Source organism: Paenibacillus peoriae KCTC 3763 (genome assembly GCF_000236805.1).
In the GTDB taxonomy this organism is placed as follows: Bacteria; Bacillota; Bacilli; order Paenibacillales; family Paenibacillaceae; genus Paenibacillus; species Paenibacillus peoriae.
In genome coordinates this window covers 102,634-114,680 of the sequence record NZ_AGFX01000031.1, presented here as the reverse complement: position 1 = coordinate 114,680, position 12,047 = coordinate 102,634, and the positions used below count along the sequence as shown (strand labels likewise).

Annotated in this window: 12 protein-coding genes; 7 read left to right on the top strand and 5 right to left on the bottom strand. The window is 44.7% G+C overall.

All coding sequences use genetic code 11. From position 1 onward, the window contains the following. Positions 1-207: 207 nt before the first annotated feature. Both KQI_RS0117840 and KQI_RS0117835 read left to right on the top strand, forming a co-directional pair. Entirely contained in the window at positions 208-1,272 is a 1,065-nt protein-coding gene (locus KQI_RS0117840; protein WP_010348219.1) for a FecCD family ABC transporter permease, read from the top strand. Position 1,273: 1 nt separating this feature from the next. Beyond that, positions 1,274-2,320, top strand: coding sequence for a FecCD family ABC transporter permease (locus KQI_RS0117835; protein WP_010348217.1), 1,047 nt, complete (start codon positions 1,274-1,276; stop codon positions 2,318-2,320). 75 nt (positions 2,321-2,395) lie between these two features. Here KQI_RS0117835 and KQI_RS28870 read toward each other — a convergent pair whose 3' ends face one another. Next, positions 2,396-2,563 carry a hypothetical protein gene (locus tag KQI_RS28870; RefSeq protein WP_007432475.1) on the bottom strand — a complete coding sequence of 56 codons (168 nt, stop codon included), beginning with the start codon at positions 2,561-2,563 and terminating at the stop codon, positions 2,396-2,398. A 69-nt stretch (positions 2,564-2,632) separates the two neighbouring features. Here KQI_RS28870 and KQI_RS29540 point away from each other — a divergent pair, with 69 nt between their 5' ends. Beyond that, a complete protein-coding gene (locus KQI_RS29540) occupies positions 2,633-2,755 on the top strand; it encodes a hypothetical protein (protein ID WP_277813527.1) in 123 nt (40 codons plus the stop codon). 432 nt (positions 2,756-3,187) lie between these two features. After that, entirely contained in the window at positions 3,188-4,138 is a 951-nt protein-coding gene (locus KQI_RS0117820; protein WP_010348215.1) for a tyrosine-type recombinase/integrase, read from the top strand. On the opposite strand, the gene KQI_RS29830 is transcribed toward KQI_RS0117820, so the two are convergent. From KQI_RS29830 to KQI_RS0117805, 3 genes are read right to left on the bottom strand one after another with little or no spacing between them, the layout of a single operon-like run. Further along, on the bottom strand, positions 4,139-4,444 hold the full coding sequence (locus tag KQI_RS29830; protein ID WP_411830965.1) for a GrpB family protein: 306 nt from the start codon (positions 4,442-4,444) through the stop codon (positions 4,139-4,141). A gap of 19 nt (positions 4,445-4,463) precedes the next feature. Further along, on the bottom strand, positions 4,464-5,318 hold the full coding sequence (locus KQI_RS0117810; protein ID WP_010348213.1) for an SDR family NAD(P)-dependent oxidoreductase: 855 nt from the start codon (positions 5,316-5,318) through the stop codon (positions 4,464-4,466). Continuing rightward, a complete protein-coding gene (locus KQI_RS0117805; RefSeq protein WP_010348211.1) occupies positions 5,315-6,205 on the bottom strand; it encodes an NAD(P)H-binding protein in 891 nt (296 codons plus the stop codon). Before KQI_RS0117805 ends, KQI_RS0117810 begins: the two co-directional genes overlap by 4 nt. A gap of 148 nt (positions 6,206-6,353) precedes the next feature. Here KQI_RS0117805 and KQI_RS0117800 point away from each other — a divergent pair, with 148 nt between their 5' ends. The 3 genes from KQI_RS0117800 to KQI_RS0117790 all read left to right on the top strand — a co-directional run bounded on the left by KQI_RS0117800 (position 6,354) and on the right by KQI_RS0117790 (position 9,127). Beyond that, a complete protein-coding gene (locus tag KQI_RS0117800) occupies positions 6,354-6,905 on the top strand; it encodes a TetR/AcrR family transcriptional regulator (protein WP_010348210.1) in 552 nt (183 codons plus the stop codon). A 389-nt stretch (positions 6,906-7,294) separates the two neighbouring features. Beyond that, entirely contained in the window at positions 7,295-7,609 is a 315-nt protein-coding gene (locus tag KQI_RS27085) for a tyrosine-type recombinase/integrase (RefSeq protein WP_010348209.1), read from the top strand. 612 nt (positions 7,610-8,221) lie between these two features. Beyond that, positions 8,222-9,127, top strand: a complete 906-nt coding sequence (locus tag KQI_RS0117790; protein WP_010348208.1) for an ROK family protein — start codon at positions 8,222-8,224, stop codon at positions 9,125-9,127. A gap of 195 nt (positions 9,128-9,322) precedes the next feature. On the opposite strand, the gene KQI_RS0117785 is transcribed toward KQI_RS0117790, so the two are convergent. Further along, on the bottom strand, positions 9,323-11,245 hold the full coding sequence (locus tag KQI_RS0117785) for an endonuclease MutS2 (RefSeq protein ID WP_010348207.1): 1,923 nt from the start codon (positions 11,243-11,245) through the stop codon (positions 9,323-9,325). Between the last annotated feature and the right edge of the window lie 802 nt (positions 11,246-12,047).

The following is a 12,047-nucleotide window of genomic DNA, read 5'->3' as shown; positions in this document are numbered from 1 at the left end:
AGCCCTTTGGTATGTATACCGAAGGGCTTTAATTATTCCCCAATAGCAGAGCTATACGAGATTGTCGAAATTAGCTATTGAAGCTATTGACGCATTAATTTACAATAATAAAGATTGCGTGATAATAATTCTCATTATCATACATTTTCGTCAGCGCAGGTTTTGAGTAACCTACATACTATTCAACAGTTAGGGTGAACAATAGTCATGAAATTATCAGAATCATCGGATAATCCTGCTCGGAGTAGTCATAAGCAGCCGCCAACTCAATTCCACTCGCGGCCATGGGCGGCTTCACTTATTTTAACAGCAGGGGTAGTCCTTTTAGCGTTTGGTATCGCTTTATCCTTATCCTTTGGTGCAGCTTCGATTAGGCTGTTTGAGGTATGGAACGCAGTCTTTCATTTTAATCCTGCAATACAAAACCATCAAATTATTTGGGAAATCCGGTTGCCTCGGATTTTGGGTGGTGTGCTAATCGGAGTCTGCTTTGCTGTTGCAGGGGCAATTATGCAGGGCATGACCCGCAATCCACTTGCTGACTCGGGCTTGCTTGGCCTGAATTCAGGAGCGAGTTTGGCGATGGCGATTTGCTTTGCTCTTTTTCCCGGCGCTTCCTTTTTACAGTTGATGCTGTACTCCTTTGTTGGTGCAGCCTTGGCTGTTGTGATGGTATATGGTACAAGCTCCTTATCCAAGACCGGCATTACACCAGTGCGACTTGTATTGGCAGGTGCAGCTGTGACGGCATTATTGTCTGCCTTGGGTGACGCGATCAGCTTGTATTTTAATGTTGGACAGGATCTGGCCTTCTGGTATGCAGGGGGACTGAGTGGAACGAAATGGGTTCAACTGGGTATTGTCTTGCCCTGGGTGGTGGTAGCCTTTATCGGCGCTCTCATGTTGTCGCGCTCTATTACGCTGCTCAGTTTGGGCGATGAAATCGCACTGAGTCTGGGTCAGCGAACAGGGCTGGTAAAGGTAGTGGGAATGCTTCTTGTTCTAATTCTCGCAGGTGCGGCGGTATCATTAGTAGGTTCTATAGGCTTCGTGGGATTGATCATTCCTCATATCACTCGTAAGCTGGTTGGCGTCGATTATCGCTGGATTATACCGTGCTCGGCCATTATGGGAGCTTTGCTCATCGTGTTTGCCGATCTGGCGGCCCGTATGATTAATGCACCTGAGGAAACACCGGTAGGCGTGCTTATTGCCCTCATTGGTGTGCCGTTCTTCCTTTATCTGGCACGCAAAGAAAGGAGAGCGCTGTAAGATGAACAATGTTACGAGTGGGGTTATTGCCAAAGCAAGTCACCGCAAAAAAATCCATGATTGGATCGTTGTGATCATTTTAATCATTTTGCTCATTGCTGCATTTACCATAAGCGCGAATACGGGAACGATTCGACTTTCGCCAATGGAGCTTTTTAAAACCTTATTTGGACAAGGGACTCCACAACAGGAATTGATCCTGTTTGAATTCCGATTGCCGCGCATGGTGATTTCCATTCTGATTGGTGCAGGCTTGGCCGTATCCGGCTGCATCATGCAGGGTGTTTCACGCAACGGTCTGGCAGACCCTGGTATCCTGGGGATTAATGCGGGGGCCGGGCTAATGGTGATGCTGTTTGTATTGCTGTTCCCATCCATGCAAACCACGAACTCATTGTTTTTACTGCCCGGACTTGCGCTGATAGGATCAGGAGCGGCTGCCATTCTAATCTATGCACTTTCCTATAAAAAGGGCGAAGGGATTTCCCCGACAAGGCTATTGCTGAGTGGAATTGGTGTAGCAGCAGGTATCAGTGCTGCGATGATCATTATGACGCTAAAGCTGACACCTGAAAGCTACACGTTTGTGGCAAATTGGCTGGCTGGAAGCATATGGGGATCAAACTGGAAATTCGTCATGGCTCTGTTGCCCTGGCTTATTGTATTGCTTCCTTTCACATACTATAAAGCCAATGTAATGAATGTACTGAACCTAGGAGATCAGACAGCATCAGGGTTAGGTACACCTATCGAAAGGGAACGTATCCTTCTTCTGGCTGCTGCAGTAGGACTGGCAAGCTCCAGTGTGTCGGTTAGCGGTGGTATCGGTTTTGTTGGCTTGGTCGGTCCGCATTTGGCGAGAAAGCTGGTGGGGCCAAAGCATAAAATGCTGCTGGTGACCTGTGCTTTAGTCGGAGCACTCCTGGTGCTCGTAGCCGATACGATCACTCGATCCTTACCTTTGCAGAAAGAAATTCCTACAGGTCTGATCGTTGCTATTATTGGTGCGCCATACTTCCTGTATTTACTGAGCCGCTCCAAGGGATAACACAAAAAATAACCTTCCACCACTAAGAAGTGGGATGAAGGTTATTTTTCATTTGCGTTTTAGCAGTTTTGCATCTCAACGGGAAGTATTCAAAGCATGAGAGGTTTGATGCAGTTCTCTGATCATTTTGTGCAACGTGTAATTTTCCTGACGTGTCACGCCGTGTTGATTTTCCTGAACCAGCAACTGATGGATATTACGTTTTAGAATTTCACTTCGACGTTCCAGCATTTCGGTACTCATAAATAAATGAACACTCCCTTTGTCATAAATAAACCTATTTCTTTGAAATGAGCATAGGTGTATATCAACTTGGCTTTCGACTTCTTTAAGTATATCGTGCTGGATGATCAAGGGAAAACGGAGCAAGACAGCAAAATGCTTTTTCTCATCACCCTTGTCGTGGCAACGGCTACTCACCCCATGGGTTCTTAGATATGCTGCCTAATGCTGGTGATCACAGGGGATTAGACGTAATTAGCGCCTATTCGAATATCAATTCACTGCCTGAACCAATTAAAATATGGAATCCCTAAAAGGAGCCCCTACACATGAGTCCATTGTGTCCCGCAAGAATTATTCTTTTACTCTTATCGACCAATGCATAAAAGAACCGCATTGTTGCGGTTCTTTTTGTTTTTCGAAAACGAATTGGGATTCGAGGCTGGACAAGGGTAACAAGCTTTTTTATACTTAAAAAGTACCCGAAATAACTGCGTATAATATAAATTATACGCAGTTTAGATTTAAAACGACTTTCTATAGTCTTCTTGAATAAGGTTGTCGATTGAATTGTCGATAAAAAACAGATGAAAGTGAACGTTTTACAGCATATTTCGAATACGAATGGTAGAGGAGGTCATTGGAATGAGAAAAGAGCAGCGGCGTACGGGGGCGGTCACAATAGATGAAACGGATGAAATGTATGCTGAGGAGCTGGAAGCCTTTTTAATCTGGATGAAGGATGCGGGCTATACAGTACATACACAAAAAAACTATGTGGGGGATGTAAAGCAGTTTTTATGCACATTGCGGGATAAGCCACTTGATCAAGTGAAAAAGATTCATGTTATGTCGTATCTGTCTAAGGCTCGGGAGGGAGGAGCCGGGGACAGCACCCGAAACCGGAAGCATGCAGCGGTGAGTAGTTTTTTCAAAGCACTGCAGGAGTTTGAATTATGCAGCACAAATCCGGCGTCCGGAATTAAAAAAGCAAAGACAGTAAGAAATCGTATGCCCGTGTACCTGGATGAAAATGAAATACGGCCATTTTTACTCGCGGTGGAAGGGAAATATGCTAATCGGAATACGGCTATTTTTCTGCTCATGGTATATATGGGATTGCGGGTGGGGGAGGTCCACTCTTTGAATGTCTCGGATTACAGCCGGGAACGACGCACTTTGGATGTGTTTGGTAAAGGACGCAAGTGGCGTACTCTTCCAGTGCCGGAGGCTGTGTGTGATATTTTAGATCGTGCAGTGGCGGAAAGATTAACGCCGTGGAGAGGGAAGGAGGATGCGATGTTCGTGTCGCAAAAAGGCCGCCGACTGGCAGTACGCTCTATCCAGCAGATCGCTACAGAAACGTTCGAGCGATTCCAGCAAGATAAAGGTGCACAGGCTCGGGTGGCTTACTCCAGCCATAAGCTGCGGCATACGTTTGCAACGATGCTTTTGCGTAAGGGGGCCGATCTGCGTACGGTACAGGAGCTGCTGGGGCACTCATCCATCCAGACAACCACCGTATATACGCATGTCACGGACCGGGAGAAGGAAAAAGCGATGGACAGGTTGGATATTCAGGTGCCGATCAAATAATCATGAGAAACGATCGTAAAAATGTGCCAACTGTAGCCTTGTTAAACTGATGTACCCGTTAGCATAATCATATGGGGTACTCAGTTGCTTTGTGGTTTCTTGAACCGCTTTTGGGTGCTCTCTTAAATAATCCCGGAATGCAAGATGTCGTTCAATCTCATTGCTTCCAACTTGAAAAATATGGACATGATGAGTCCGATTGTCCCCACCCTTTTGGAAAAATCTTTGTCCCGTTATTCCGTTCTCGCCCTTTGGTTCATATCCGATCTCTTGCATGAAATGATTGTGTTCAAAAGCATTCTCAATCGCTAGACAAGCGGCTCGGTTAGTAACTTGTCAGCCCTTCGCACAAGCTCCACAGTTTGTTGCCCGCTCCATCATCAAACTTGGTGTGAATCGGTACGATCTGCTTCTTATCATCGAAGAACACGCCATTTGCGCGCTCTATTTCTTTAGCAGACGCCAGATAAACCCCGATCTCGCATTCTGCTTTGACCCATGCGTTCATGAGAGGTGCAGCGGCCCTTAAATACCAAGGCGTGTTCCTCGAAAGATTGGATTTCACAAACCCCGGATAAAAAGCGTTGGAGTTCACTCCCGTTCCTTCCAAACGTTTTGCCAATTCGAAAGCAAACAGCGTCTTGGCGAACAGCGACTGGTTGGCTGCACTCATCCCGCTATACTGGCGCTCCATTTGAATATCATCGAAGTTAATGACGGGATTCTTAAAAAATCTAGGGTTACCCGACACTGTGATGACGCGTGCAGGCCCGCTTTCCTGGAGGATGTCGAGCAGCCGGTTAGTCAGCAGATAATGGCTAAGCACATTGACCGCGAACGTACGATCAATTCCCTCAGCCGTCAGTTCCTTCTTAAAATAGATTGCACCACAAGCATTAACAAGCACATGCAATTGATCGTATTTCCGCTTGATCACATCGCTGACTTCCCGGATCGATGACTGTAGGGAAAGATCCGCCACCACCCAATCTCCCCTGTTGTTGCCTGTGGCTTCCGAAATATCCTTTAGTGCAGCTTGTCCACTCTCCGCACTTCTGCTGATGATCACGACCTTGGCGCCAAGTCTGGCTAGTCCCGTTGCGATGGCTTTTCCTACTCCGGATGTTCCCCCTGAAATTAAAAATACTCTGTTTTCAATATCCGTACGTGTTTCGTTCATCGTCTCTCCTCCTTATATGCAACAGCTAAAACTTTCGCGAAGTCTACGAGCTTGACTTTGCCTAGGTGGTAGTCGGTGGCGCGGAGACTGGCGTAAAATTCATCGGGGCTCTCACCAGCGCGGCTCATTTGGGCGAAGCGGTTAGCGGTGTCTTCGTGGAAGCCTAGTTTTATCATATTTTCAATGAGGGCTTCGACAGGGATTTGTCGGTATTTGGCTTCGATACCATTCTCGGCAAGAGCCTTGAGCCAGTCGTTGCCTGTGGCCCAGTCGCTAACGACGAATTGCGCACTTTTGCCCGCTGGGGTGTGATCAATCAGGGCGTAAGCGACGTCCGCAATATCAATGGGGCTGACCCAACCGTGCTCTATATTAGCCGAAACTGGACTAAAGAGGGTTTGCATCGTTTTGAGGCTTTGCATGTCGGCAAAAAGATTGCTGTAAAAGCCGACAGGACGAATATGAGCAACGTTCACGCCTTCAAGCGAGTTAAGCGCGTCTTCTGCAAAATGATAGCTGTAAAGGATGCCAGCGTTAGGGTTGTCGGCGCCGACTGAGCTGAGGTTGACGACGTTTTTCACGCCCGAATTTTGCACGGCGGTCTTATAATTTTCAGAGAGCTCAATTGCGCTCTGCCACATGTCGATGCCGGAGGCTGGATTGATGCCTGAAATCATGAGATAAACAACGTCGCTACCTGCGAAAGCCCGGGTAAGGAAGTCGACGTCTCGGTTTGAGCCGACTGCTGATTTGGCACCGAGCGCTTCGATGTCGGCGATACGATCACTAGAGCTTGTGATGACCGTGACGTCGTGTCCGTCAGCGATGAGGCGTGGAAGGTAGTAACGATTAATATTGCCAAGTGAGCCGAGTACTATGATTTTCATTGTGTATTCTCCTTCTTTTTGATAAAATAGTGTCACAAACTGACATTTGAAATTATTGTATACCTGCGGGTTTTTTATTGTCAAGAAAAAATGTCAGAAACTGACCTCTCTATTTTTTTCATTAATAACATAATTAGGAATGATAAAAATGAAAAGCAAAGAAAAATTACAGGCGGCGGCCACCAAATTATTTATGGAAAAAGGCTATGTAAACACGACTGTGCAGGAGATTGCGAGTCTTGCGGGTGTGACGGAGCGAACCTTTTTCCGGCAGTTCAAGGACAAGTCGGACGTGCTTTTTGACACGAACAATGAGCTGGGGCAGGGGGTCGCGGCTTTTATCACGGACAATTTTGACGTCGAGAAAAAACCGCTGAAGCTTGCGGTTGAAGGCTTTGTGTCGATTTCCGAGTTTTTCGATGACTCGCGGGAGAGGGTGCTAGCGCGGAATCAAATTATTCAAAGCAACCCTGATCTGCAGGAACGGGAACTGTTGAAGGGGCAGGTGCTCATTGCGTCTATCACAAACTCGTTATCTGCCACATATGATAGCGATCTGTCGGAGCTTGCTGCGCGATTTGCGGTTGAAATTTTTCACATGGCATTTATTAAATGGATTAAAAGCGCTGAGAAAGGCCTTGCGGAGCAGCTGCTCACTGTTTATGAGTTGTATGAGAACTCGTTTTGTTGCGTGGATTGAAACACTAAAAATTTTGCCGTCACTTATGGTATGGTTCACCGCAAATGATCTTGAACTATTCTGCCTGTTAGGTTAATCCGCTCTCATTATTGAAATATTCGACATTGACTGATAATCTCTCCATTCCTCTTAAAAAAGTTCCGAATATATTTTTGTAAAAGGAATATCGGGACTTATGGGACTCATATTGTCTAAAATATGTTGCTTCGATACACTGATTTCAATCGTATTGTTCCGATACTCACTGTAATAGGAACTTTCAATTGGAGGGAATCAATATTCGGCTGGCGGATATTGATTTTCATTACTGCCAGGTTCGCATCAATAACGGAAAAAGCGGCAAGGATCGCATCGTTCCATTCTCTCAGTCATTTAAATAACTGCTGGCTATGCACGCTGACGCGATGAAGAAAAAACATACGGTCTATTTATTTGAATCATCGTGGAAGAAGAAGTACACGGACCGGGGAATACGAAAGATTTTGTCCAAATATTCGGAGGAAGCTGGCCTTGTTCAAAACTTGTCGCCACATAAGTTGCGACATTTCCTGCTAACTTGGCTCAAAAAGCAGGGCATCGATGACGCGCTCACACAACCGTATTCCGGACATGAAAGCCGAAAGTCATTGGAACTCTATTCAAAGCTTGCAATCACCGATGCCCAGCAGGAATATAACGAGGTTATTAATAAACTTCCTATATAATTACATCTATTTTGCCCTTGATGACAGCTACTCTGGCGCTACCCCGTATTATCTAAATGAAGCGGGTTAATCAGCAGGTTAACATAATATATATTATGAAACCTAACTGGTTGGAATGTTCATTTGATGTCAATGGCAAAATTATCGTGAACAGGGCCTGTATGAAAGTCTGGTATGCGAAGTATTGAAGCAGTGCTTGACTTGTAACGCGTTTCATCAACTAAAGTAAAGTTATAACTGCAAAAAACAGCGAGGATTTTCTTGTGATTTCACCCATTCTTTTGTTCAGTTATATGGGTGGTGTGAAGGTTTACCTTATCTAGCAGAAGAGGGGCTTATATCCTAAGCTGCATGCTTGATGTTTCGTTATTTAATCAGGTTTATCGCGAAATGAAGGAAGATAATATTTCGTTTAATGTTTGTACAAGCAAACAATGTGAAAGGGGAGAAGAGTTAATTACAAGCTATAGAAGTGATTGAGCATTTTGTCTATAATCTAATTATCATCGCTGTGGATTCTGAGCCCTGATGGATGGATTTTACAAAAAAAGTAATTATTATTTTTGAAAACGGTTAATCAGGCATCGAGATCACTCTATGGAGGAAATGGACATGAAAAATAAAATACTCGTTTTTGATATCGGAGGCTCTTTTATCAAGTTTAGTTTATATTTCGAGGATCGTTTTTTAACAAAGGGGAAAGTGGTAACACCCAGGGATTCACTGGAAAGCCTTATAGTCGCTTTGAAACAAATACACCATCAGTTTATAGATGAAAGTGAAGGTATAGCCATAAGTATACCGGGGGTCGTAAACTCAGAAAGTGGTCATATGGTGCATGGTGGCTCCTTGGATTATATACGTGACATCAATATGATTAAAGTTTTTGAAGAGGCGTTTGGCCTTCCCGTATCGATTGAAAATGATGGAAAGTGTGCTGCACTTGGGGAAGCATGGCGCGGCTCATTACAGGGAATTTCCGATGGTGTTGTCTTGGTCATTGGAACAGGGATGGGAGGCGGAATCATCTCTCAGGGGAAATTGCTGAAAGGTCATCATCTATCTGCAGGGGAATTTTCTTTCATTCGAACGAACAATGAATTCACGAACAACCATGAATATATGCTTGGTTTCCAGGGAAGCAGTGTAACCTTAACCAAAACTATCGCAAAAATGAAGCAGCTTCCTGAAGGCTCTATTACAGGTGAAAAGGTATTCTCCCTCCTCGAAGAGGGAGATCCAATAGTTCAATCTGTTTTTCAAGCATATTGCCAGAATATAGCCACCCAAATCATCAATCTTCAATCTATCCTTGACCCTGAAAAGTTTGTTATTGGTGGCGGTATCTCTGCAAATCCGCTGCTCGTCATTACGATTAAGCAGGAATTAGAGAAGCTTTATGAGCATTCTCTAATTGATTTTGTTCATGCCAATATTGAACAAAGCAAGTTAGGCAATGAAGCCAATTTGCTTGGCGCTGTTTATAATTACAAAAAGTCACATCATATAGAGATGTAAAATAAAGGATCAGGGCGAAACATAATAATTATTATGTTAACCTGAATTTTCTTATAATCTTAAATAATAAATTTAAGCAGAAAATGTAAAATCTGCAAGTGGGCTGCTGTTTACAGCATCCAGCTTGCAGATTTTCATTTTGCGTCCCGCCTAGGACAGCTTCTGTTTAGTGAGACTATACGTTTGTATTTGTACTTAATCTTCCGGAGGCGTTTCAATAATCAGACCCGGTACATGTTTACGGCCTAGAATCTTCCGTTTTTTGCGGTTTTCCTTGGTTTCTAAAACAATGTCCAGATCATAGTCGTCAGGATACAATTCAGTAGCGGCAATATGAAGGGCGAGCCTCTTTTTGTTAATGATCAGCTTTTGGCCTTGGATCAAAATCTCCACATTCCCTCGTTCATCCTCTGTTTTACATACGATTCCAGTCCGATTGAGGTAGCCTACAAAAACACTATCGCCAAGCGCAAATGGCCTGGTTTGGACAGGATGTTTTGGTTTCTCCTGTTTGGTGACAGAAGGGGCTATAACCGCTTCCTCATCATCAAAGACAGGAGGAATAACGGACGATTTCTGTGTGTTCTGAGACGTCCTGCCTGCGGAAATGGCCTGAGAACGCTCAATAATACGATTCCACATCCCCAGCTTCAAAGCAATAGCGTATGCGTAGCTTTCCCCGGCCTCACCGATTCGGAGACGGTATAAGGGCTGCAGCGTTTCAGTGTCGAACTCCATGCGGGCATTTTGAAATCCAGGTGTATGTTCGGCAAAATGCTTGATTTCACTGAAGTGTGTTGTAGCCACTACCGTTGCCTTGCGGCGGTGAAACTCTTCCAGCAGGGCAATAGACAGGCCCACACCTTCCCCTGGATCGGTGCCGGAGGCCATTTCGTCAATCAGAATCAAAGTAGAGCTGCCCGCCGTTTCCAAAATGCTGATCATGTTGCGCACATGTGCTGAAAAGGTACTCAATGCATGTTCTATACTTTGTCCGTCACCGATATCCACCTCGATTTTCTCGAATACAGCCATGCGGCTGTCTTCCAACACAGGGACCAGCAGTCCGGATTGCACCATTAAAGTTAACAGGCCAACGCTTTTGAGGGCCATCGTTTTGCCGCCTGTATTCGGTCCGGTAATAATGAGCGAGGAATAGCCCTCACCGATTGAGAAATCAAGCGGAACCATGGTATGCGCCATGAACGGGTGACGTGCGCCCCGGATCTCTATAATCCCGTCCAGGTTAAGCTCGACAGGAACAGCATCCAGGGTCATAGCATATTTGGCTTTGGCTAATAAAAAATCAAGCACACCCACCGTCTCTGTGTTGATATTGAGCTCCCGGTTGTATGACTCAGCGAGTGTTGTCAGTTCTCCCAGCACTTTCATTTCTTCTTTTGATTCTTCCGCCATGTTCGCACTTTGATCAAATTGCAGACTGACAATTTCGGCAGGCTCAACGTAAACCGTTTGTCCGCTTCCTGATTCATCCAATACGCTGCCTTTCACCTGCTTGCGAAATTCTTTTTTGATGGGAAGCACATAACGGCCTCCGCGCTGACTAATCATATTTTCCTGCATGATGGATCGGTGGCGGCTGGTGAGTGCATCGAGCTTCCGCTTAATGCGTTCTTCAGTGACTGCTATTTTTTTGCGAATTTTAGCCAGCTCTTTACTGGCGTTATCCGTTACTCGTCCTGCATAAATACATTTCTCGATTTCAGAAAGAAGGGACTCCATCCCGTACATGGAAGAAGCATAGGCACTAACGGTTGGAGCGGCATCAGCCTTGGAGTTCATGTATTTTATGAATTGGCTGCAGCTTCTTATAAACTGGGCCAGGTGTGCAAAATCGTGTTCGCTGAACAAATATCCGGTCCCCAGCAAATGAAGAATGTGCTCCATTCCTTCCAGGGAGGGGATGGGAACACTTGCTCCGTGGCGTATTAACTGCATGGCTTCGTTGGTTTCATTCAAGCGAATCCGGATGGTACGAATGTCTGTAATGGGAAGCATGGAAGCGGCATGACGCTTACCGAGGTAAGAAAAGGCACATTCGGACACGCTGGTTTTGATCCGGTCGTATTCCAAGCGCTGCATTGTAGCTTGTTTCATTAAAATCTCTCCTTTAATTGTAGATCAAAATTTTTGGATTCTTGCTGCAAAAGAAAAAAAGGGCGGAGAATGAACAAATCGTTCATTCTCCGCCCGCAAGGAAAGAGGGGAGTTATCGTCTAATAGACCTGTTATTCAGCCTTTGCAGTTCCAATTTTATAGTCTTCCACCATCCACGTATCAGCACATGTGGAAGCTATTCGGCATGGTGAATGGAAGACGTATATAAAGGAATTTTACAAATCTGAAAACAAAAAAACCGCGCTGAACACAGCACGGAATAAGGCCTAGATGAAAATAATCCCGAAGGCGACTCATGATATCCGCATGTTCTTAACTAATATCAGGGTAGAAGCACAGCAACAAACAAACCTGCCCCCGAAAGGTACAAGCGCCTGATGGTCTTCCCTGAATATGCAATTGCTTAGTTAAGAACGCTCACCGACATCAAAATCTCTCCCTTAATTGAAGATATATCCATACTATACGATTAGGAAATCATAAAAGTCAAGGCCAATTCTTCAATTCGATTCAATGATGATCATGAGAACTAAGAAATTAGATTTACATAATAAATATTATGTTAACATATGTGTGTAAAACTGGTGCCTGATCGTTCTCCTTGTGGAAGAGGATAGCTTCCTAGTGTTCCCTGTTCTCCATATTATGCGAGGTAAAATATAGTTAGTAAAAGAGTAAAAAGGAGTCATTAAAATAAAGTAAAATAGCTATTACAATCAAATTGTTAGCGCTATCAAGTTTTATTTCCGGGAGAAAAAAAGGATATATAGGGGGAGGCATC